This window comes from Streptomyces sp. SudanB52_2052 (assembly GCF_964272415.1).
Lineage (GTDB): Bacteria > Actinomycetota > Actinomycetes > Streptomycetales > Streptomycetaceae > Streptomyces > Streptomyces olindensis.
On the sequence record NZ_OZ186796.1, the window covers coordinates 568,545 to 590,220 of the forward strand.

The 21,676-nt window shown below is 74.1% G+C and carries 16 protein-coding genes; 8 read left to right on the top strand and 8 right to left on the bottom strand.

Annotated elements, in window-relative coordinates; genetic code table 11:
* Window positions 1-19: 19 nt before the first annotated feature.
* Window positions 20-7,402 (bottom strand): SDR family NAD(P)-dependent oxidoreductase, encoded by a 7,383-nt coding sequence (locus ACSUPV_RS02680; protein ID WP_436946829.1) that lies wholly within the window; start codon window positions 7,400-7,402, stop codon window positions 20-22.
* Between the two features lie 159 nt (window positions 7,403-7,561).
* On the opposite strand from ACSUPV_RS02680, the gene ACSUPV_RS02685 reads away from it, so the two are divergent.
* The 6 genes from ACSUPV_RS02685 to ACSUPV_RS02710 all read left to right on the top strand — a co-directional run bounded on the left by ACSUPV_RS02685 (window position 7,562) and on the right by ACSUPV_RS02710 (window position 12,904).
* A complete protein-coding gene (locus ACSUPV_RS02685; protein ID WP_031117644.1) occupies window positions 7,562-8,590 on the top strand; it encodes a 3-oxoacyl-ACP synthase III family protein in 1,029 nt (342 codons plus the stop codon).
* A gap of 17 nt (window positions 8,591-8,607) precedes the next feature.
* On the top strand, window positions 8,608-9,531 hold the full coding sequence (locus ACSUPV_RS02690; protein WP_031117643.1) for an alpha/beta fold hydrolase: 924 nt from the start codon (window positions 8,608-8,610) through the stop codon (window positions 9,529-9,531).
* On the top strand, window positions 9,528-11,123 hold the full coding sequence (locus ACSUPV_RS02695; RefSeq protein WP_436946830.1) for an AMP-binding protein: 1,596 nt from the start codon (window positions 9,528-9,530) through the stop codon (window positions 11,121-11,123). The genes ACSUPV_RS02690 and ACSUPV_RS02695 overlap by 4 nt, the downstream gene beginning before the upstream one ends.
* The gene (locus tag ACSUPV_RS02700; protein ID WP_436946831.1) at window positions 11,120-12,100 is read left to right on the top strand and encodes an NAD-dependent epimerase/dehydratase family protein; all 981 of its coding nucleotides are present in this window, start codon (window positions 11,120-11,122) and stop codon (window positions 12,098-12,100) included. Before ACSUPV_RS02695 ends, ACSUPV_RS02700 begins: the two co-directional genes overlap by 4 nt.
* 66 nt (window positions 12,101-12,166) lie before the next feature.
* Window positions 12,167-12,580: an SRPBCC family protein gene (locus tag ACSUPV_RS02705; protein ID WP_031117640.1), complete on the top strand. Its 414-nt coding sequence runs from the start codon at window positions 12,167-12,169 to the stop codon at window positions 12,578-12,580.
* 15 nt (window positions 12,581-12,595) lie between these two features.
* Complete coding sequence (locus tag ACSUPV_RS02710) at window positions 12,596-12,904, top strand: hypothetical protein (RefSeq protein ID WP_359794216.1); 309 nt, start codon at window positions 12,596-12,598, stop codon at window positions 12,902-12,904.
* A 16-nt stretch (window positions 12,905-12,920) separates the two neighbouring features.
* On the opposite strand, the gene ACSUPV_RS02715 is transcribed toward ACSUPV_RS02710, so the two are convergent.
* The 7 genes from ACSUPV_RS02715 to ACSUPV_RS02745 form a co-directional block, all read right to left on the bottom strand.
* Window positions 12,921-14,093 carry an aromatic ring-hydroxylating oxygenase subunit alpha gene (locus tag ACSUPV_RS02715; protein ID WP_037764380.1) on the bottom strand — a complete coding sequence of 391 codons (1,173 nt, stop codon included), beginning with the start codon at window positions 14,091-14,093 and terminating at the stop codon, window positions 12,921-12,923.
* A gap of 171 nt (window positions 14,094-14,264) precedes the next feature.
* Window positions 14,265-14,891, bottom strand: a complete 627-nt coding sequence (locus ACSUPV_RS02720; protein WP_037764383.1) for a hypothetical protein — start codon at window positions 14,889-14,891, stop codon at window positions 14,265-14,267.
* Window positions 14,892-14,977: 86 nt separating this feature from the next.
* Window positions 14,978-15,610 carry a potassium-transporting ATPase subunit C gene (locus ACSUPV_RS02725; protein WP_436946832.1) on the bottom strand — a complete coding sequence of 211 codons (633 nt, stop codon included), beginning with the start codon at window positions 15,608-15,610 and terminating at the stop codon, window positions 14,978-14,980.
* A gap of 5 nt (window positions 15,611-15,615) precedes the next feature.
* Entirely contained in the window at window positions 15,616-17,694 is a 2,079-nt protein-coding gene (gene kdpB, locus ACSUPV_RS02730; RefSeq protein ID WP_382608801.1) for a potassium-transporting ATPase subunit KdpB, read from the bottom strand.
* Window positions 17,691-19,355, bottom strand: a complete 1,665-nt coding sequence (gene kdpA, locus ACSUPV_RS02735) for a potassium-transporting ATPase subunit KdpA (protein ID WP_359794226.1) — start codon at window positions 19,353-19,355, stop codon at window positions 17,691-17,693. The genes kdpB and kdpA overlap by 4 nt, the downstream gene beginning before the upstream one ends.
* A 1-nt stretch (window position 19,356) precedes the next feature.
* Entirely contained in the window at window positions 19,357-19,446 is a 90-nt protein-coding gene (gene kdpF / locus ACSUPV_RS02740; RefSeq protein WP_009326374.1) for a K(+)-transporting ATPase subunit F, read from the bottom strand.
* Window positions 19,443-19,571, bottom strand: a complete 129-nt coding sequence (locus ACSUPV_RS02745) for a hypothetical protein (protein WP_382608806.1) — start codon at window positions 19,569-19,571, stop codon at window positions 19,443-19,445. Before ACSUPV_RS02745 ends, kdpF begins: the two co-directional genes overlap by 4 nt.
* Before the next feature lie 416 nt (window positions 19,572-19,987).
* On the opposite strand from ACSUPV_RS02745, the gene ACSUPV_RS02750 reads away from it, so the two are divergent.
* Both ACSUPV_RS02750 and ACSUPV_RS02755 read left to right on the top strand, forming a co-directional pair.
* Window positions 19,988-20,563, top strand: a complete 576-nt coding sequence (locus ACSUPV_RS02750) for an RNA polymerase sigma factor (protein ID WP_037764953.1) — start codon at window positions 19,988-19,990, stop codon at window positions 20,561-20,563.
* Window positions 20,560-21,555, top strand: a complete 996-nt coding sequence (locus ACSUPV_RS02755; protein WP_037764397.1) for a hypothetical protein — start codon at window positions 20,560-20,562, stop codon at window positions 21,553-21,555. Before ACSUPV_RS02750 ends, ACSUPV_RS02755 begins: the two co-directional genes overlap by 4 nt.
* Window positions 21,556-21,676 lie beyond the last annotated feature (121 nt).

A 21,676-nucleotide genomic window follows, 5' to 3' on the forward strand; every position in this document is an offset into this window, starting at 1 on the left:
CCCCCGGAAGGCCCTGGCGTCACGTCAGCTCCAGGCGGGTGTGCACCAGGTGCGCGAGGTGGTTCAGCGTCCGGTCGCTGCTCATCAGCTCGGCGGCGGCGAGGCGGACGTCGAAGTGCTCGCCGGCCCGCACCAGGAACTCGGTGATCAGCAGCGAGTCGAGGCCGAACTCGGTCACCGGCCGGGCCGGGTCCAGTTCCTCGGGGTCGCTGTGCAGGACGGCGGCGAGCAGCCGGGTCAGGGTCCGGGTGATGGCGGCCCGGGCGTCGTCGGGTGTCAGGGCGGACAGTTCCCGCAGCAGGTCCGCGCGGCCCTCAGGGTCGGGGGCGGCGTCCGCCGGCACCATGCCGGTGAACCGGGCCGTGGCCAGGGCGGGCAGCAGGCGGCGGGCGCGGCTCCAGCGGTAGCGGCCGATGCCCGCCACGTCGGTGCCCTGCCGCAGCAGGCCGCCGGCGGTGGCGAGGGCCTCGGCGACGGAGAGGGGCTGGAAGCCCCGTTCGGCCATGGCGTCGCCGATGGCGTGCCGGGCGACGTATCCGGTCTCGCCGATCGGGCCGAAGGCGAGGGCCGTGGCCGGCCGCCCCTGGGCGCGGCGGGCGCGGGCCTGGGCCTCCAGGTAGGCGTTGCCGGCCGCGTAGGGGGCCTGGCCGGCGTTGCCGACGGCGGCGGCGATGGAGGAGTAGGTGAGGAACAGGTCGAGTTCGTGGTCCGCGGTGAGGCGGTGGAGCCGGGCCGCGCCGTCGGCCTTGGGGGCGAGGACGGCGGTGAACCGGTCGTCGGTGAGGTCCGCGAGGGGCGCGTCGTCGAGGTGCATCGCGGCGTGGACGACGCCGCGCAGCCGGTTTCCGGTGGCGTCGACCGCGTCGACGACCCGGCGCAGCGCCGCCTCGTCGGTGACGTCGGCGGCGTACGCGGTGGCGTGGACGCCGCGCCGGGCCAGTTCCTCCAGCAGGGCCGGTGCTTCGGGGGTGGCCCGCCCGCGGCGGGAGACCAGTGCCAGGTGCCGGGCGCCGTGGTCGGCCAGCCACCGTGCGGTGGCGGCGCCGAAGCCGCTCGCGCCGCCGGTCACGAGGTAGGTGCCGTCGGCGTCCAGGGCGGGCTGGTGGGGTGCGGGCCGGACGGGGACGGGCTCGTCCAGCGGGTCCTCGAAGGAGACGACGACCTTGCCGATGTGCCGGGAGTGCTGGAGGACCTGGAAGGCCTCCTCCACCCGGGCGGCCGGGTAGACCGTGTGCGGCAGCGGCCGGTAGACGCCGCGGTCGATGTGGGAGACGAGGTCCGTGACGAGGCGGGCGCCGCGTGCCCGGTCCAGGACCACGTGGTCGAGGTTGAAGCCGATGAAGGTCAGGCTGCGGTCGAAGGGGCGCAGCGGCAGCGTGTTGTTGAGGTAGATGTCCCGTTTCCCCAGTTCGACGAAGCGGCCGTTGGGGCGCAGCAGGTCCAGGCCGTGGGCGATCGCCTCGCCGCTGAGGGAGTTGACGACGACGTCGACGCCCCGCCCCTCGGTGAGTTCGCGGACGCGGGGGACGAAGTCCAGGCTGCGCGAGTCCAGGACGTGCCAGGCCCCGAGGCTGCGCAGCAGGTTCCGCTTGGTCTCGGTGCCGGCGGTGGCGATGACGCGGGCACCCCGGGCGTGGGCGCACTGCAGTGCGGCCAGGCCCACGGCTCCGGCGCCGCCGTGCACGAGCACCGTCTCCCCGGCCGCCAGGTGTGCCTGCGCGACCAGGGCGTGGTGGACGGTCAGGAAGGCGACGGGGAAGGTCGCCGCCTCGGCGTGGCTCATGTCGTCGGGGATCTTCATCAGGGTGTGGGCGGAGGTGACGCCGTGGGAGGCGAGGGCCGCGGGGACGGCACCGCACACCCGGTCGCCGACCGCGAAGTCGGTGACTCCGGGTCCGACGGCGCACACGATCCCGGCCCCGTCGGTGCCGAGTCCCTGGCTGAGGGGGCTGTCCTCCACGGCCTCGGGCGGCAGCAGGCCGTTGGCGCGCAGGGGGTCGCGGTAGTTCAGCGCGACCGCGCGCATCTCGAGTGCGACTTCCCCGGGGCCGGGTTCCGGGACGGCCGTCTCCCGCCAGACCAGGCGGCGGGCCGGGCCGGGGTCGCGTGCCTCCAGGACGTAGGGGGCGCCGGTGGGGACGGCGGGAGGCTCGTCGGCCGGGTGCTCGACGTGCCGGGGGGTGAAGCGGCCGGCCGGTGTGAGGACGACCTCGTCCTCGTCCGCGCCGTCGGTGCCGTCCGGGGAGTGGCCCGGGGTGAGCAGTTCCACGGCGAGCCGCCGGGCGTCGGCGGCCGGGTCCGCGGTGCGGTCGAGGGAGACGCGCCGCAGTCCGAGTCCGGGTTGTTCGTTGGCGAGGGTGCGGGCGACGCCCCAGACGGCGGCGTCCTCGGGGTGCGCGGGGCGTTCCGGGGCGGGAAACAGGCCGGTGGGGCGCGTGACCAGCCAGACCTGGGGCGCGCGCTCCTCGGGGCGGGTGCGGCAGGCGGCGGCCAGGGCGCGCAGGACGGCCGCGCGGTGGGTGGTCCGGACGACGAGCCGCCGCGGGTCGGCCTCGGCGAGCAGCAGGACGATGCGGGGCGTGACCTCGGCGGGCAGGGCCGCCGTCCACGCGCCGGCGTCGGCGGGCGCGGTCAGGACCGTCGCCGGGCCGAGCAGGGCGGCCAGTTCGCGCGCGGTCGGGGTCTCGGCGTCGGTCTCCGTGGCGACGATCCAGGCCGTGTCCGGCGCTGGTCCAGGCAGGGCGGTCGGAGCGGCCGGTGCGACCGGTGCGGCCGGTGCGGCGGCTGCCACGACCGAGTGGTCTGCGGGCCCGGTCTGCCAGGGGTCGGTGAATCCGCACCGCTCCAGCAGGGGCGTCCACGCGTCGCGGGGCAGCAGCCGGGTGGTGGGGCGCAGGGCCCGGTCACCGCGTTTCCACCAGGACTCCAGCCCGCCCAGGAGCAGGGCGTCGAGCCGCTCGTGGTGCCGCTCGGTGGCCAGCAGGTGGCCGCCGGGGGCGAGGAGCGTGCGGACGTGGCCCAGCGTGGCGGCCAGGTCGGCGGTGGCGTGCAGGGCGTCACCGGCCAGGACGAGGTCGAAGCTCGCCGGGGCGAAGCCCTGGACGGCCGGATCGGCGTCCGGGTCGAGGGTGCGGTACTCGATGAAGCGGCAGGCGGCGAAGCGGTGCCGGGAACGGGCGAAGGGGGCGTTGGACGGGGCGGTGCAGGTGTAGTGGGTGCGGTCGGCCGGGAGCAGGGGCAGCACGGCGGCGGTCAGGGCCGTGCTGGTCGCGCCCACTTCCAGGACGCGGAGCGGGCGGTCGGCGGGCCAGCCGTGGACGATCCGGTCGAGCAGTGCCTGCACCACGCGGTGGGTGAAGCGGTGGGCGGGTGCGGTCTCCTGCCACTGTTCGAGGAAGTTCTCGCCGACGGTCAGCAGGTCGCGGGGGTCGACGCCGCCGCGCAGCACCTCGGGCAGCTGCCGCAGCTGGCTGTTGATCAGCAGCGCGACGGGACCGAACCGCGGGTGCTCCGCCACCAGGCTCCGCAGCGACTCCTCGGGGCGGGCCGTGACGTCGGTGAGCCGCCACGTCTCCCCGTCGGCCCGCGCCCGGTGGTGTTCGGCCAGCAGGGGCAGCATCAGGCGCACCAGCCTGCGGTGACGCGGTGCCAGGCCCCGGGCGACCAGGTCCGCCATGGTGAACGGCGCGTCGGGGCGGGGCGCCAGGTCGCGCAGGGCCGCTGCCCAGCAGGTCGCGCCGGCTCGTTCGGCGGCGGCGGTGAACGCCGCGTGGCCGCTGTCCTCCCAGGCGGCGCGGGCGGCGGCGATACGGCCTCGGGCGGCCTCCGCCAGTTCGGCGGGAGGGGGCAGCGGGGACGGCGGGGCGGGCGTCGAGGGGTGCGGGGCCGCGCGCAGGACGGTGTGCTGGACGGTCAGTGGGGCGTGGTCCGAGATGCGGGCGCGCCGGGTGCGGCACTTGTCGATCTGGGCGCTGACGGTGCCGTCGAGGTCGGCGTAGGTGATGTCCCAGCAGATCTCGTTGGCGCTGCGGCTGCGGCGCCGCAGGTGGACGACGCCCTCCTGGGCGGGGGTGCGCCAGACCCGTACGGCTCCGAAGGCCGAGGGCAGGTAGCTCGCGGCCTCCCGGGTCGGCTGGTCGGCCAGGGCGACGGTGGCCTGCAGGGGGCCGTCCAGCAGGACGGGGTGGACCGTGTAGCCGTCGGCCGGGTGGTCGAGCCGGTACCACGCGAGGAGTTCGCCGTCGCCGACGTCCAGGGTGCGCAGGAGCCGGAACCCGGGTCCGAGGTCCAGTCCGACGCGGTGGCAGTGCTCGTAGTAGTCGGGGCCGGTGAGGGCGCGGGGGCAGCGGGCCTTGAGCGCGGCGACGTCCAGCGGGGCGGGGGCGGTGCCCAGCCGGGTGCGTACCTGGGCGCGGACGACCGGCTGGACCTCGGTGCCGCGGGTGTCCCGGCTGCTGATGGTGAGGGTGCCGTCGGCCGGGGTGACGGCGGTCTGGAGCGCGGCTCCCGCAGGGTCGGGCCACGCGATCGCGAAGGGGCGGGAGATCTCCAGGTGCCGCACCTCCACCGGGCGGTCCAGCGCCCGCAGTCCGGCCGTGACGGCCATCTCCACGTACGCGGCGGCGGGCATCAGCACGTCGCCGCCGATCCGGTGGTCGCCCAGCCAGGGCACGAGCTGGGGTTCGACGCCGCCGTGCCACAGGGGGTGGGGGGCGGGCAGGCGTTCGCCGAGCAGGGGGTGGTCGAGCACTCCGGTGCCGCTGGTGTGCAGGACGAGGTCCTGCGGGGTGCTGTGCCAGTGCCGGTCGCGCTGCCAGGGGTAGGCGGGCAGGTCGGCGACCCGGCCGGGGTGCGGGAAGTGCGTCTGCCAGTCCACGTCGGCGCCGGCCGCGAGCAGGGCGGCGACGGCGGCCGTGGCCTCGCGCGGCCCGTTCCCCTCCCGGTGCAGGGTCGGCACGTACGTCAGGCCGGTTCGGCGCAGGTACGGGCGCAGGACCGGGTGCGGCCCGATCTCCACGACGATGCCGACGCCCTCGTCCGCGAGCCGTGCCATGGCCTCGGCGAAGCGGACGGGTTCGCGCACGTTGCGCCACCAGTACGCCGCGTCGAGTTCCGGGCCGGTCAGCGGGGTCGCGGTGACGGTGGAGACGAACGGCACCCGTGCCGTGCCGGGGGTCAGGCCGGCGAGGGCGGCGCACAGGGGTTCCTCGATGGGATCCATGGCGCGGCTGTGGAAGGCGTAGTCCAGGTCCAGCTCGCGGAAGAAGACGTCCCGAGCCGTGAGGTCGGCGCCGAGGGCGGTCAGCGCGTCGGGGGCGCCGGCCACGGTGACGTCGCGGTCGCTGTTGATCCCGGCGATCTCCAACACGCCGTCGAAGCGCGCCAGTTCCGCGCGGGCCGCGTCCTCGGCCAGCCCGACGGCGGCCATGCGGCCCCGGCCCGCGGTGGCGGCCTGGGCGCGGCTGCGCTGGGCCAGCACCAGCGCAGCCTGCTCCAGGGTCAGCGCCCCGGCCGCGTGGGCGGCGGCCACCTCGCCGACGCTGTGCCCGGCGACCGCGGCGGGGCGCAGTCCCTGCGCGGCCAGGAGTGCGGTCAGGCCCGTCTGCACGGCGAACAGCACCGGCTGGGCGATCTCGGTCCGCGCCCAGCGTGCCGCGGTGGGGCGCTCCAACTCCTTCGCCACGGACCAGCCCAGGTGCGGGGCCAGCGCGGCGTCGGCCTCCTCCACGGCGGCGCGGAAGACGGCCTCGCCCGTCATCAGGTCGGCGGCCATCCCCGGCCACTGGGAGGCGTTGCCGGAGTAGACGAACGCCACGGCGCCCCGCTCGGCCCTGCGGGTCACGGCCCCGCCGGCCGGCGCGTCGGTGAAGAGGTTCTCCAGCGCGTCGGCGGCCTGCCGTGCGTCGGCGGCCAGCACGGCGGCCCGGTGCGGGTGGGCGCCGCGCCGCAGCGTGCTGGTGCGGGCGACGTCGTAGAACTCCTCCGGTGCCGCGCCGCGCAGCCGTTCGGCCATGCGCGTGGTCAACTCCCGCAGTGCCTTGGGCGACCGCGCGGAGACCACCACCGGCACGGGCCGGTGCACCGGCTCCGGCGCGGGTGGTCCGGGAGGTGGTGGTACGACGACGGCGTGGGCGTTGGCACCGCCGAAGCCGAAGGAGTTCACCCCCACCGCGGCGCGTACCGTGCGGGGCAGTTCGACCGGCGTGACGGTGGGGGCCAGGCCGAGGGCGTCGAAGTCGATGGCCGGGTTGAGCGGCAGGGCATGCAGGGAGGCGGGTGCGGTCCGGTGGCGGAGCACCAGGATCGCCTTGAGCAGTCCGGCCATGCCCGCCGCGGGCTCCAGATGGCCCAGGTTGGACTTCACCGAGCCGATGGGCAGCGGGCCGGCGCCGCGCCGGGTGCCGAGGGCGCGGCCGACTGCTTCGGCCTCGGCGGGGTCGCCGACGGGGGTGCCGGTGCCGTGCGCCTCGAAGTAGACCAGGTCGTCCGGGCCGATGCCGGCCTCCTCGCACACCGCCCGTAGCAGCGCCTCCTGGCCTCGCGCGCTGGGCAGTGTCATGCCGGTGGTGCGGCCGTCGCAGTTGCTGCCGGTGCCGGCGAGGACGGCGTGGATCCGGTCGTCGTCGGCCACCGCGTCCGCCAGCCGTTTCAGCACGAGCACGGCGCCGCCCTCGGCCCGCACGAAGCCGTCGGCCTCGGCGGAGAAGGCCGCGCACCGGCCGCGCCGCGACAGCATTCCGGCGTAGGAGAACCCGGCGTACGAGAACGGGTTCATCAGCACGTTGACGCCGCCGGCCAGGGCGACGCGGCTGGTGCCCTCCCGCAGGGTGCGGCAGGCGCGGTCGAGTGCCACCAGGGACGAGGAGCAGGCCGTGTCGACGGCCATGCTGGGGCCGCGCAGGTCGAAGGCGTACGACAGGCGGTTCGCCGCGATGGACAGGGTGGCGCCGGGCATGGTGTGCGGGCTGGTGTGGTCCTCCAGCATCGACAGGACGGTGCCGTAGGCCGGGTCGGAGACGCCCACGTACACGCAGGTGTCGGACCCGGCGAGCGCCTCCGCGGGGAGGGCGGCGTCGTCCAGGGCCTCGGCGGCCATCTCCAGCAGCAGCCGCTGCTGCGGGTCGAGGTGGGCGGCCTCCTTGGGTGAGATGCCGAAGTAGGCGGCGTCGAAGGAGGCGATGTCGTCGAGGAAGCCGCCGGCGGCGGTGTAACTGCGGCCCGGCCGCACTGCCCCCGGGTCGACGAACCGGTCCTTGGGGAACCGGTCCGGCGGCATCTCCCCGACGAGGTCGCGCCCGTCCCGCAGCGCCGCCCAGAGCCCGTCCAGGTCGGTGATCCCACCCGGCAGCCGACAGCCGATGCCCACCACCGCCACGGACCGGTCGTCCCGTCCCACCGCCATGAACTGCCCCCCTGCTGCCCAGCGTTCGTCGGTTCGAGCGGAGAGACACTGCCCTGGCGGCGCGGCGGCCAAGGTTCGTTTCACCCCTGGGTGTGATCCCCGTCCACCACACGAGTGATCGTCAGGTCACGGTACGTGACCGGCCGTTACGGTGGCGCGGTGCTCGAAGCTCCGCGTGCCCGCTTGACAGCCGTCGCCGTCCATCTGCCGTCCCGCTACCGGACCTTGGAGGAGATCCGGGCCGGGATCGCCGCCGCCGGAAGTCCCTATGTCCCGCCGCCCGGCCTCCTGGAGGACATCACCGGTGTGCGCGGGGTGCACGCCTGCGAGCAGGGGGTGTGTGCCTCGGACCTCGCGGTCTCGGCCGCCCGCAAGGCCCTCGCCGAGGCCGGGACGACCATCGACCAGGTCGATCTGCTGCTGTTCGCCGCCACCTGCCACGACATGCTCGAACCTTCGACCTGCCACCTCGTGGCCGCCAAACTCGGCGCGACCTGCCCGGTGTTCGACGTGAAGAACGCCTGCAACAGCGTCCTCAACGCCATGGAGGTGGCGACCGCGTTCATCGCCACCCGCCGCTACCGCACGGTGCTCATCGCCTGCGGCGAGGTGGGATCCATGGTCACGCGCTGGCACGTCCCCGACCACGAGGCCCTGCTGCGGGCCATGCCCGGCTACACGGTCTCCGACGCCGGCGCCGCCCTGCTCCTGACCGCCGGGCCCGCCGGGGACGGCGACCCCGGGGTGCTCACCCTGCGGTTCTCCGCGGACTCCACCGCCTGGAACGCCTGCACGGTGAGCGGCGGCGGCTCCATGCACCCGCGGGCGTTCGACGACGAGCACCTGACGATCCGGCTCAACGGCGACCTGCTGCGCACGACCGCGGTGGAGGGCCTGACGTTCCTGCGGCAGGCGGCGGAGCGGGAGTTGGAGGCGGTCCGCTCCAGCGCCTTCATCGCCTTCCACCAGATCGGCATGCCGCAGTACCAGGAGATGGTCGACAAGCTGCCCCTGCCCGCCGACCGGTGCATGCCCGCCGTCGCCGAGCACGGCAACTGCGCCGCGGCGTCCCTGCCGCTGCAACTGGTCAAGGCGCGGGAGACCGACCGCATCGAGCCGGGCGACACCGTGGCGATGCTCGGCCTGGCCAGCGGCATGAGCTTCGGTCTGGCGCTGGTCCGCTGGTGACCGCCGACAACCGGCGCATGTCCGGCGCCACGCGCACCTCCGTGCTGCAGGAGCTGCTGCCCGGCTACCCGGCGCGCGAGCACTGGCGGCTCGTACCGTCGACCGGCCAGCACTACCTCGACGTCGGCACGGGCGCGCCGCTGCTGTTCCTGCACGGCAACCCCACCTGGAGCTACGCGTGGCGCAAGCTGCTGCCCACGCTCGTCCCGCACGCCCGGTGCCTGGCGCCGGACCTGCCCGGCCTCGGCCTGTCGCAGCACCTGGCGTCGCCGTCCGACCCGGCGGGCCGCTACCTGCACCAACTGGACCATCTGGACGCCCTCTACCGCCACGTGGTCCGTGACGAGGGGGTCCCGCCGCGGGGCTGGACGTTCGTCGTGCACGACTGGGGCGGCCCGCTCGGCTTCGCCTGGCTCCTGCGCAACCCGGGCGTGGTCTCCCGTCTGGTGGTCCTCAACACCATCGCCTTCCCCTGGCCCGAGGGGTACCGCCTGCCGTTCTACCTGCGCTGGATCCGGGACCACCGGCCGGTGGCCGCCGCCGTCCACGCCACCAACGCCTTCGCCCGGGCCACGGTCCGGCTCGGCGTCACCCACGGGCTCAGCGCCGCCGAGCGGCGCGCCTACCTGCTGCCCCATCTCCGCCGCGGCAACCGCCGGGCGATCACGGAGTTCGTCCGCGCGATCCCCCGGAGCCCCGAGGACGCGGCGTGGCGGCTGCTCACCCCGCCCGAGGGGGCGGACGACCTCGGACGGCTGCCCATGTTCATCGGCTGGGGCATGCGCGATCCGGTCTTCACGCCGCTGGTCCTCGCCGAGTGGATCCGCCGCCATCCGCACGCCGCCGTCCACCGCTTCCCCCGCGCCGGCCATCTGGTGATGGACGACGCCGGGGCCGAACTCGGCGTCCACATCCGCGACTTCCTGCGAGGACAGCGATGACCATCGCACCCGGCAGCGTCTTCACCCGCCTGGCCCGGCTGACCGAGCACCCCCGGGCGACCGTGCTCGTCCGCTGCGCCGGCGCCCTGCGCACCGAGGACGTGACGGCGGCCCAGCTGCTGGACGGCTGCCGCCGCACCGCCGACGCGCTCCGGGCGGCCGGGGTCCGGCGCGGCGACAAGGCCGTGGTCATGACCCGGGACGCCTACCGACTCGTGGCGTCCGTCTACGCGCTGGTCTCGCTCGGCGCGGTCCCCGTGCTGATCGAGCCGCGCGCGGAGGTGCGGCGCTGCCTGGACGAGATCGCCCCCGACGTGTTCATCGGGGACCCGCTGGCCCATGTGGCGCGGCGGGCCCTGGGCTGGGGGCGCGGCCGGGTCCGTACGACCCTGGTCACCGGCCGCGCCTTCCCCGGCCGGGCCCGGTTGCTGGGCTTGCTGGGCTGGGGCGAGAGCCTGCCGTCGGCGGTGCCGGACGGCGGCGGCCCGGCGCCGGACGTCCCGGAGCCCCGGCCGGACGACCTGGCGATGATCGCCTTCACCTCGGGCTCCACCGGGCAGCCCAAGGGCGTGGAGTACCGCCACGCGACCCTGGCCGGACAGCTCGCGACACTGGACGCCGTGCTCCGCGCCGAGCCCGGCGACGTACTGCTGTCCTGCTTCCTGCCGTTCGCCGCGCTGGGCCCGCTGCTCGGCGTGACGACCGTCGCCCCGCAGGTCGACCATCTGGCCCCGGCCCGCACACCCCCGGGGCACCTCGTCGGGCCCCTCCTGGGCCACCGGGCGACCCTCGTCCTCGGCTCACCGGCGGTCCTGGCCCTGATCGCCGGGCACTGCGTCCGCCACGGCCTGACGCTGCCCTCGGTCCGCCGCGTGCTGTCCTTCGGCGCGCCCCTGCGGCCCCGCCTCGTCGAGATGCTGGCGAAGGTCCTGCCGCCCGGGGCGGAGATCCTCAGCGTCTACGGCGCCACGGAGTGCCTGCCGGTCGCCGCGATCGACGCCGACGCGTTGCGGGTCGAGCCGCCGCCGGGGCACGCCGGCACCTGTCTGGGCCGCCCCCTGCCCGGTGTCAGGGCCCGGGTCCTCGACGCGGACGGGACGGGGCTCGGGGAGATCGCCGTCGCCGGGCCGGTCGTCAGTCCGGCCTACCACGCCCGCCCCGACGCCACGGACGCCGCCAAGTCGTTCGCGGACGGGGCCCTGTGGCATCGCACCGGCGACCTGGGGCGCCTCGACGACGACGGCCGCCTCTGGTACCTCGGCCGCACGGCCCATCTGGTGACCGGCGCGGGCTTCACCCTCACCACCGAGGACGTCGAGGCCGCCGCCGACACCGCGCCCGGCGTCCGCCGCACCGCCCTGGTCGGTGTCGGTTCCGCCGGGCGGCAGCGGGCGGTGCTCTGCGTCGAACCGGACCGCGGGGCGCGGCAGGAGGCGGTCGTGGACGCGCTGCGCGCCGCCCTCGGCGGCCATCCGCACGCCCGGAGCATCGGCACCGTGCTCTTCCGTCCGCGCTTCCCGACCGACATCCGCCACAACTCCAAGATCGACCGTGCCCGGCTCGCCGCGTACGCCGAAGGAGGCCGACGTTGAAGGTCCTGGTCACGGGCGGGAGCGGCTTCCTGGGGCAGGAGATCTGCCGCCGGCTCGTCGCCCGGGGCACCGAGGTCTCCTCCCTCGGCCGCCGCCCGAGCCCCGCCCTGGAGAGGCTCGGTGTCCGGCACCACCAGGGGGACCTGGCCGACCCGGCCGCCGTCTCCCGCGCGGTCGCCGGTTGCGACGCCGTCCTCCACAACGCCGCCCTCGCCGGTGTCAGCGGTCCGCTCGCGCCGTACTGGCGGACCAACGTCGTCGGCACCCGCAACGTCATCGACCAGTGCCGCGCCCACCGGGTCGGCACGCTGGTCCACACGTCGACCGCCAGCGTCGTCTTCCGGCCCGGCGGCCTGCGGAACGCCGACGAGCGCTGCCCCTACCCCGACCGGCACCTGGCCGCCTACCCGCGCACCAAGGCGCACGCGGAAGCCCTCGTCCTGGCCGCCCACTCCCCCGGCCTGGCCACCGTGTCCCTGCGCCCCCACATCATCTGGGGGCCCGGCGACCCGCACTTCGCCCCGTCCCTGGCACGGGCCGTGCACGCGGGCCGGCTGGTGATGCCCGGCGACGGCAGGAACCTCGTCGACACGACCCATCTGCACACCGCCGCCCACGCCCACCTGCTCGCCCTGGACGGGCTCCGGGAGGGACGCCCCCTCGGGGGCCGCGCCTACTTCATCACCCAGGACGAGCCCCGCCCGCTGCGCGAGATCGCCGCCTGCTTCCTGCGCGCGGCCGGGATCGAGGCCACCTGGTGCACCGTGCCCGGCCCACTGGCCCGGGCCGCCGCGACGGCCTGCGAATCCGCCCTCCGGCTGACCGGCCTCGTCCGCACCCACGCCCTGAGCCGCTTCCTCGTCGCCGAGCTGCTGCACCCGCACTGGTTCAGCGTCGAAGCCGCCCGCCGCGACCTCGGGTTCGCACCGCCGATCACCTTCGACGCGGGCATCACGGCGCTGTCGGCGGCCTCCTGAGTTTTGCAGTCGGCCGGGCCGGGAACGCGGTGGGCTGTCCGATCCCGAGACGAGGCCGGTACCGCGATGACCGAGTACGAACGTTCACGGACGATGCCCGCACAGCCCGAGCAGGTCTTCGACGAGGCCGCGAACGTCGGCCGGCTGGACAGCTGGCTGCCGGACGCCCTGCACGTGCGGGCCGAAGACCTGCCCGCCGTCACCGTGCACGAGGACCGCACCGACGAGGACACCTCCGCCCTGCTGCAGGCCCGGCGCGAGCAGATGCGGCTCGAATGGGGCACCCGCGACCAGGGCGCCTACGCGGGCTGGCTCCAGGTGGCCGGCGTCGGCAGCGGGGCCAGCGAGGTGACGGTGCACCTGTCGTTCTTCGACGACAGCCACGACCCCGGCGAGCAGGCCGTCGGCGAGGCCCTGGAGACCAGCCTGGGGCGCCTGGAGGAGCAGGTGCGGCTGCGCGTCGGCCACGCGGCCGGCTGAGCGGCGGGACGCGCCGTGGCACGCGTCAGGCAGTACGCCGTCGCGGCGTCCGGCCAGTGGACCGACGAGGAGGAGGGCCGGCGCCGCCTGCCCTCCGGGGAGGTGCACGCCTGGGAGCCGGGCCGCAACGAGACCGTGTGCGGACTCTCCCTGAGCCGCTCCCAGCTGGTCCGCTTCCCCCACGTCGGCTGGCCGGACACCTTCCCGGAGTCCGGGGGCGCGGCGGACCGGGTGCGGCGGCAGTGCCCGCGCTGCGCCTCCGTCGCCGGCCGCCGCGGCCACGACGCCCGCCCGCGCTGGCACCGTACCCGTCCCCGGCCGTGAGACGGCGCCCGCTCACCTATCCGTCGGTGGCTCCCAGACAGCGAGGCGCCCCGGGGCCGCACGCGGAGGGCCGGAGCGGGACGCCGTTGCCGCGCAGCACCTCGCGGACGTCCAGGATCAGGGAGAACACCTCGTGGTTGCGGTCCTCCCCCTGCTCGTCCCAGGCCCGCTGCTCGGCTTCGACGGCCATGCGGTCCTCGGCGAACACCCGCTCGGTGAAGCGCCTGATGAACGGCCGGGCCAGGTGGAGCACGCCGGGCACCCGGGGCTTCTCGATCATGAGCAGGCCGTAGGTGTGGCAGATGCGCTGCTCGGCGTCCTCGGGCACGTAGGCGGCCCAGAGGCGGAAGGCCGGGCGCTCGGCGTTCTCCGGGACCAGGTCCAGGGTCTGGTACGGGTACTCGGTGCGGATGGTCATGAGGTCCCGGGAGTCGCTGCCGCCGATGCCCTCGGCCGCCAGCAGGCTCGCGCCGCGGCTCCGCTTCCCGCCCGCGTGCGTGAACAGGTACCTGGCCTCCACCGAGCGCGCGTCGCTCCGGTGGTCCAGCAGTTCCGGGCGGAGCCGGCCGACGACGCCCCGGTGCAGGAACTGGTGGTTCATGTCGAGCAGGTTCTCGTGCAGGAAGGAGTAGTGGCAGCGCACCGTCCGGGAGTAGGTCATGGTCAGGTACCGGGGTGAGCCGAAGGCCGGCAGGTCCGGCAGTGCGGTGGTGGCCGCCTTGTCGGGGTCGCCGGGGAACACGAACACCAGGCCGTACGCCTCGCGGACGGGGTAGCCGCGCACACCGCGCGGCGGCCGGCCGTCGCCCTTGGACAGGTAGGGGATCCGCGAGATGCGGCCGTCCCCGCGATAGGCCCACGCGTGGTAGCAGCACAGGAGGGTGTCGCCCTCCACGACGCCCATGCTCAGCGGCACCTGCCGGTGGGCACACCGGTCCTCCAGGGCGTGGACCGTGCCGCTCTCGCCGCGGTAGAGCGCGATGCGCTCACCGGCGAAGGCGGTCGCGAACGCCCGCTTGCGGCGCACGCTCCGCGAGCGGGCGACGGGGTACCAGAAGTCGGGGTTCGCCCCGACACGCCGAAGGTCGCTCACGCCGGAGGCCGGTGCGGGCTGCCGCGCGGGCCGACCGGTTCCGGCCTCGGCCGCGGCCTCGGCGGGGAGGGGTTCGGCCCTGTCGGTCTCGGTCATACCTCTCCCTCGCGCGTACCCGGGCGGGGCAGTCGCCCGTCCCCTCAGGCATCACCGACCCGCCGACGCGGGCGTCCCGGCATCCTCCATGCTGAGGGCAGCGTCCCGTTCGCGCCCTGCACAGCGCGTACGACCGGGTGAGGGTCCGGTGCCCCGCTGCCCGGTGGGCGCTCAGTGGGCGAAGGGCGGCGGGAAGCAGCCGGTCTCCAGGTACGGGCCGTTGGCCAGTGCCTCGAAGTTCGTCTTCTGCACGAACGCCGTGACGCAGGCGTCGTCATGGACGCGCAGTCCGACCATCGCCCCCTCCGGCGTGACGTAGCCGCCGTTCTCGTAGCGCGAGCGCATCCCCGTGACGGTGAGCGTCCCGCCGAGCCGGGTGCCGTCCCGGGCGAGGCGCTCCTCCTCGTAGCCGAGCCGGAGCAGGGCCGTCCGCACCGACGCGGGGTCCCACGTGCCCTGTTCCCACAGCCGCTTGAGCACCGGCCTGATGCGGTCGGCCTCGCGCTCGGCGTCCCGCGCGTGGGCGGGGGACATCTCGCCGGGTCGCCGGTGGGCGTTGTTCTCGTTGTAGTGCGGGGCCCCGTCACCGGCCCCCGGCTCCACGTACGGCGAGGCTCCCGCGGCACTGGGTGAGGCTCCCGCGGCACTCGGCGAGGACCCGCCGGAGCCGCTCGGCGCGGCTCCGGCCGCCGGGCCCGGGGCGTGCTGCTCGCCGCAGGCGGTGAGACCGAGGCCCGCGGCGAGGACGAGGGCCGCGGCGGTCAGGGGTCTCAGCCGGGCGGATGTTGAAGTGGGCATGAAGCAACCTTCTCATCGGGCCCGGCTCCCGGCCCCGGACATGGCACTTTCCGGTCAGCAGGCCGGCACGTCCCCGCGCCTGGCCGTCACCCCTTCGCCACCAGCTCCTTGAGCGCGATGTTGAGTTCGAGCACGTTCACCCGGGGTTCGCCCATGAACCCCAGGGTGCGGCCCTCGGTGTACGCGTCGACGAGCCCGCGGACCTCGGCGACGGACAGGCCGTTCCGCTCGGCGACCCGGTGGACCTGCAGGGCGGCGTACTGCGGGGAGATGTCCGGATCCAGGCCCGATCCGGACGAGGTCACCGCGTCGGGCGGGATCTCGGAGGCCTTGACCGTGTAGCCGGGCACGGAGTTGTCCTTGACCACCTGGGCCTTGGCGTCCTGGACCTGCTTGACGAGTTCCGGGTTGTCGGCGGCCAGGTTGGTGGCGCCCGAAAGGATCAGCTTGTACTGGGTGTTGACCGAGTTCTCGCCGAGGCCGTGCGCCGGGCGCGGCTGGAAGTATTCCAGGCTGTAGCCCTGTTGCCCGATGAGGGACGAGCCGACGACCTTGCCGTCGGCCTTGATCTCGGAGCCGTTCGCCTTGCCGGGGAACAGCCCCTGTGCGACACCGGTGACGACCAGCGGGTAGACGACGCCGGTGACCAGGGTCAGCACGAGGAGGGCGCGCAGGCCCGCCCCGAGCAACCGGGCGGTGTTCGTGAAAGAGGTGTTCATGGCGGTCAGCCGATCCCGGGTATGAGGGAGAGGAGCAGGTCGATGAGCTTGATGCCGACGAACGGCGCGATCAGCCCGCCGACGCCGTAGACCGTGAGGTTCCGGCGCAGCATCCGGTCGGCGCTGACCGGCTTGTACCGCACGCCCTTCAGGGACAGCGGCACCAGCGCGATGATGATCAGCGCGTTGAAGACGACGGCCGACAGGATCGCGGAGTCGGGCGAGGACAGCCGCATGATGTTGAGCTTGTCCAGCCCCGGGTAGACCGTCGCGAACAGCGCGGGGATGATCGCGAAGTACTTGGCGACGTCGTTGGCGATGGAGAACGTCGTCAACGCGCCCCGAGTGATGAGGAGTTGCTTGCCGATCTCGACGATCTCGATGAGTTTGGTCGGGTCGGAGTCGAGGTCGACCATGTTGCCGGCCTCCTTGGCGGCCGACGTGCCGGTGTTCATCGCCACGCCGACGTCCGCCTGGGCGAGCGCGGGGGCGTCGTTGGTGCCGTCGCCGGTCATCGCGACGAGCTTGCCGCCCGCCTGCTCGCGCTTGATGAGGGCCATCTTGTCCTCGGGGGTGGCCTCGGCGAGGAAGTCGTCGACGCCCGCCTCCTCGGCGATCGCCCGGGCCGTCAGCGGGTTGTCGCCGGTGATCATGACGGTCCTGATGCCCATGCGGCGCAGCTCGCCGAACCGCTCGCGCATGCCGTCCTTGATGACGTCCTTGAGGTGGATGACGCCCAGCACCCGGGCGCCGTCGGCGTCCTCGACCGCGACCAGGAGCGGGGTGCCGCCCGATGCGGAGATCCGGCGGGCGATCCCGTCCGCGTCCGCGGCGACCGTGCCGCCCTGCTTCTCGACCCAGGCGGTGACCGAGGCCGTGGCGCCCTTGCGGATCTTGCGGCCGTCGGCGTCGACACCCGACATCCGGGTCTGCGCGGTGAAGGCGACCCACTGGGCGCCGACGAGTTCGCGCTCGCGCAGTCCGTACCGCTCCTCGGCCAGGACGACGACGGAACGGCCCTCGGGCGTCTCGTCGGCCAGCGACGACAGCTGTGCGGCGGCGGCCAGTTCGTCCTCGGTGACACCGCGGACGGGGACGAACGCGGCGGCCTGCCGGTTGCCGAGCGTGATGGTGCCGGTCTTGTCCAGCAGCAGCGTCGACACGTCGCCCGCGGCCTCCACCGCACGACCGGACATGGCGAGCACGTTGCGCTGCACCAGCCGGTCCATGCCCGCGATGCCGATCGCCGACAGCAGCGCGCCGATCGTGGTCGGGATGAGGCACACCAGCAGGGCGACCAACACGACCATCGTCAGATGCGTACCGGCGTGGTCCGCGAAGGGCGGCAGGGTGGCGCAGGCGAGCAGGAAGACGATCGTCAGCGAGGCGAGGAGGATGTTGAGCGCGATCTCGTTCGGTGTGCGCTGCCGTGCCGCACCCTCGACCAGGCCGATCATCCGGTCGATGAAGGTCTCCCCCGGTTTCGTCGTGATCCTGACGACGATCCGGTCGGACAGCACCCTCGTACCGCCGGTGACGGCCGAGCGGTCGCCGCCGGACTCCCGGATGACCGGAGCGGACTCACCGGTGATGGCCGACTCGTCGACGGACGCGACGCCCTCGACGACGTCCCCGTCGCCGGGGATGGTGTCGCCGGCCTCGCAGACGACCAGGTCGCCGACCCGCAGCTCGGTGCCGGGGACGACCGTGCCGTCCACCCTGCGGGCCACGCTGTCGGTCCTGGCCCGGCGCAGGGTGGCGGCCTGCGCCTTGCCGCGGCCCTCGGCGACCGCCTCGGCCAGGTTGGCGAACAGGACGGTCAGCCACAGCCAGGCGCTGATGGTCCAGCCGAACCAGTCGCCCGGGTTGCCGAAGGAGAAGACCGTGGTCAGCACGGACCCGGCCCACACCACGAACATCACGGGCGACTTGACCATCGTCCGGGGGTCGAGCTTGCGGAACGCGTCCGGCAGGGACCTGAGCAACTGCCGGGGTTCGAAGAGGCCCGCGCCGACCCGGCCCTGTGGAGGCTTGTGCTCCGTCGGCGCGTCCTGGCGGGGCACCGGTTCGGTGCGCGTGGTCATGAGGCCAGTCCCTCCGCGAGCGGGCCCAGAGCGAGGGCGGGAAAGTACGTCAGACCGGTGATGATCAGCACCGCGCCGACCAGCAACCCGGTGAACAGGGGTTTCTCGGTGCGCAGGGTGCCCGCGGTGACCGGGACCGGCCGCTGCCCGGCGAGCGAGCCGGCCAGCGCCAGGACGAAGACCATGGGCAGGAAGCGGCCGAGCAGCATCGCGAGTCCGGTCATGGTGTTGTACCAGTCGGTGTTCGCGTTCAGGCCGGCGAAGGCCGAGCCGTTGTTGTTGGCGGCGGAGGTGAAGGCGTACAGGGCCTCGGAGAAGCCGTGCGCACCCGGGTTGAGCAGGGAGTGCGGCGGTGTCGGCAGCGCCATGGAGGCCGCCGTGCAGCCGAGCACCAGCGCCGGGGTGACCAGGATGTAGCAGGCGGCGAGCTTCATCTCCCGCGCGCCGATCTTCTTGCCGAGGTACTCGGGGGTACGGCCGACCATCAGGCCGGCGATGAACACCGCGATGACGGCGAGGACCAGCATGCCGTAGAGGCCGGAGCCCACACCGCCGGGAGCGATCTCGCCCAGCATCATCGACAGCATCGTGATGCCGCCGCCGAGGCCGGTGAAGGAGGAGTGGAAGGAGTCGACCGCGCCGGTCGAGGTCAGGGTCGTGGACACCGCGAAGATCGAGGACGAGCCGACGCCGAAGCGGACCTCCTTGCCCTCCATCGCCCCGCCCGCGGCCTGGAGCGCCGGGCCGTGGTGCGCGAACTCCGTGCACATCATCAGCGCCACGAACCCCAGCCAGATGGTGACCATCGTGGCGAGGATCGCGTAGCCCTGCCTGACCGAGCCGACCATGATCCCGAAGGCGCGCGGCAGCGAGAACGGGATGACCAGGATCAGGAAGATCTCGAAGAGGTTGGTGAAGGGCGTCGGGTTCTCGAAGGGGTGGGCGGAGTTGGCGTTGAAGTAGCCGCCGCCGTTGGTGCCCAGCTCCTTGATGGCCTCCTGCGAGGCGACCGCGCCGCCGTTCCACTGCTGCGAGCCCCCCATGAACTGTCCCACCTCGTGGATGCCGGAGAAGTTCTGGATCACACCGCACGCCACGAGCACGAGCGCCGCGACGAACGCGCCCGGCAGCAGGACGCGGGTGACACCGCGCACCATGTCCGCCCAGAAATTGCCCAGTTCGCCGGTCCGGGACCGCGCGAAGCCGCGCACCAGCGCCACGGCGACGGCCATCCCGACCGCCGCGGACAGGAAGTTCTGCACGGCGAGACCGGCCGTCTGCACGACGTGCCCCATGGTCTGTTCGCCGTAGTACGACTGCCAGTTGGTGTTGGTCACGAACGACACGGCCGTGTTGAACGACTGCGCCGGGCCGACGGAGGCGAAGCCGAGCGAGCCGGGCAGGATGCCCTGGAGCCGCATCAGCAGGTAGAGGAACAGGACGCCCACGGCCGAGAAGGCGAGGACCCCGCGCAGGTACGCGGGCCAGGTCATGCCGGCGTCCGGGTCGGCTCCGATGCCTCGGTAGATCCACTTCTCCACCCGCAGGTGCTTCGCCGAGGAGTAGACCCGGGCCAGGTAGGTGCCGGCGGGGACGTGGACCAGCGCCAGCGCGCCGATGAGGGCCAGCAGCTGGAGCACGCCCGCCAGGACGGGGCCCATCTCAGAACCTCTCCGGGAAGATCAGGGCGAGGACGAGATAGCCCAGCAGGGCGACGGCCACGACCAGGCCGACGACGTTCTCGGCGGTCACAGCTTCGTCACCCCCTTGGCGACGAGAGCCACCAGTGCGAAACCGGCGAGCACGGTGACGACGAAGGCCAGGTCGGCCATCGCGAACTCCTGAGTGAGGTGCGGTGAGAGGGACGACTGAAGCAAAACGCCTTCCCGGCCGGATCGGGCCACTCGTTGACGGCTCCCATACGGCCACGCCCCCGGCTTTGACGGATCCCTGACGCTCCCGGTGCTCGGGCCTGACCAGGCAGATGTCACAACTGCCGTGGTAATCAGCACTGTTGTGGTGCGTGCGATGCGCGGGCGGTACCCGAACAAGCCTTCCGGAAGGGGAATGTGCGGCATGGATCCTGTGATCGTCGGAGCGGTGGTGACCGTGGCCGTCACCGTTGTCAACGGCGTAGTGAAGGTCGCCCAACGGCGTCTGAACGCCGATGTGGAGATAGCGCGCATCACCGAGTCCGGACAGACCGACCGGATCCGCTGCATCACGGCGCAGGAGGACCGCCCCGGTCGCCCCGTCCGCCCGGTGCCAGCCGACCGGAACGGGGGTGGGCGCCATGGAGGACGCGCTCAGTACTGAGATCGATCTCGTCGACCATGTCGAGATCAGCTCGGCGCCCCTGCCCGGCATCGAACTCGCCGAGGCGCTCCACCACGAGCAGTACCCGGCGCTGGTCCGCTTCCTGCTGCTGCACGGAGCCTCCTGGGCGGAGGCGCAGGACGCCGCCCAGGACGCCTTCACCCAGATGTGCGCGCCCGGTCTGTCGTTGACGCACCCCCGTGCCTGGCTGCGCACCGTCGCCTGGCGGTCCTGGGTGAGCCAGCAGGTCAAGCCGGAGGACGCCTGCGCCGACATGCCCGAGCCGGAGACCACCCTGCGCTGGCAGACCCCGGCCCACGCGGCCGAGCTCGGGGAGGAGGAGCGCCGGGTGATCGCGCTGCTGCTCCAGCTGCCGGCCAAGCAGCGTGCCGCCATGGCCTGGCACCTCGACGGCTTCACCACCGAGGAGAGCGCCCGCGCCATGGGAACCACCCGGGCCGCCGTGCGCCAGAACCTGGCCCGGGCCAGAGCGGCCCTGAAGGAGGGCCTGCGTCTGGAAGGCCGTCACCACGAGGAGAGGAGGGCGACGTGACGGACCGCGATGCGCGTACGCCCGGGTCGCGGCCCGGCCGCGAGGACGTGCTGGACACGCTGCTGGCCCGTGTCCACGACGGGTTGGGGACCGCCGTCACCGACCGTGTCACCGCACAGGGCGGGCCGCCCGAGCTGCGGCCCCCGGACCTGGCGCTGGACCGTCTGCTGGCGGCCGCCCACCGCTCGATCGGGACCGCGGTCACCCGCCGCCGCTCCCGTGAGGCCCGTGCCGCCCTGGCCCAGCGGAACCCGGAGCTGGAGGCGCGTCTGTCGGAACGGGGCCCGCTCTTCAACCGGCCCTCGCCGGTGCGGGTGAAGTACCGGCAGGAGGCGCTGCGGCTGGCCCACCGCTACTGGCCGGCCGATCTGGCCGAGGGCATGCGGGCCGCGGTCCGCATGGTGCAGAACCTCACCGACCTGCTGGAGGGCACCGCTCAGACCGTCACCGACGCGGAGCTGGTGGTGGAGCAGCTCCGGGAGAGCCTGCGGGCGATGTCCCGGCTGCCCAAGCCGCAGCGGCCACCGGTGACGCTCACCGGCCTCGACTACCTCGTGGCCGTGGAGTCGGTGCTCGCCGAGCCCGCCGAGCGGCTGCTGCACGACCTGCACCGCGTCCAGCAGTTGCTCGACGAGGAGCTGGAACCGGCGATCTTCACCCTGGAGTCGTCCTCGCCCGGCTATGTGTTCGGCGTGGACGCGGTCGCGCAGGACCTCATCGACGATCTGACCCAGGGCTGCGACCAGGCGGACGCCCTGGCCAGGGCCGTCGCCGAGGTCGAGCGGGCGAGCAGCGACTTCGTCGGGGCGGACCTCAGCAGCGCCAAGCTGGACGGCGTGCTGCTCGAAGGGATCCTGTGGGACGCGACGACCGTGTGGCCCGGGGAGTGGGAAAGCCTCGTCCGCCGTGCCTCGCTGCCGTCCGGCGAGGAACGAGGAGTGCTCATCGTCGCCGCCGAACCGTCCGAGACCGTCATCCACGCCGAGGCGTGACGGGGGCCGCCGGCCTCCGTCACGCGGTGGCAGGGATGCGGCCCGGGGTGAGGATCGAGCCGATCACGGTGGTCTTCTCGCCATGATCGGCCGGCGGCCCTTGGCCCCGACCGGGCCGCAG

Bases quoted from the DNA above. Each gene is read 5' to 3' on its own strand.
- ACSUPV_RS02680 (WP_436946829.1), bottom strand. From the start codon at position 7,402: ATGGCGGTGGGACGGGACGACCGGTCCGTGGCGGTGGTGGGCATCGGC.
- ACSUPV_RS02715 (WP_037764380.1), bottom strand. From the start codon at position 14,093: ATGACCGAGACCGACAGGGCCGAACCCCTCCCCGCCGAGGCCGCGGCC.
- kdpA (WP_359794226.1), bottom strand. From the start codon at position 19,355: ATGGGCCCCGTCCTGGCGGGCGTGCTCCAGCTGCTGGCCCTCATCGGC.
- ACSUPV_RS02725 (WP_436946832.1), bottom strand. From the start codon at position 15,610: ATGAACACCTCTTTCACGAACACCGCCCGGTTGCTCGGGGCGGGCCTG.
- ACSUPV_RS02705 (WP_031117640.1), top strand. From the start codon at position 12,167: ATGACCGAGTACGAACGTTCACGGACGATGCCCGCACAGCCCGAGCAG.
- ACSUPV_RS02695 (WP_436946830.1), top strand. From the start codon at position 9,528: ATGACCATCGCACCCGGCAGCGTCTTCACCCGCCTGGCCCGGCTGACC.
- ACSUPV_RS02750 (WP_037764953.1), top strand. From the start codon at position 19,988: ATGGAGGACGCGCTCAGTACTGAGATCGATCTCGTCGACCATGTCGAG.
- kdpB (WP_382608801.1), bottom strand. From the start codon at position 17,694: ATGACCACGCGCACCGAACCGGTGCCCCGCCAGGACGCGCCGACGGAG.
- ACSUPV_RS02720 (WP_037764383.1), bottom strand. From the start codon at position 14,891: ATGCCCACTTCAACATCCGCCCGGCTGAGACCCCTGACCGCCGCGGCC.
- ACSUPV_RS02690 (WP_031117643.1), top strand. From the start codon at position 8,608: ATGTCCGGCGCCACGCGCACCTCCGTGCTGCAGGAGCTGCTGCCCGGC.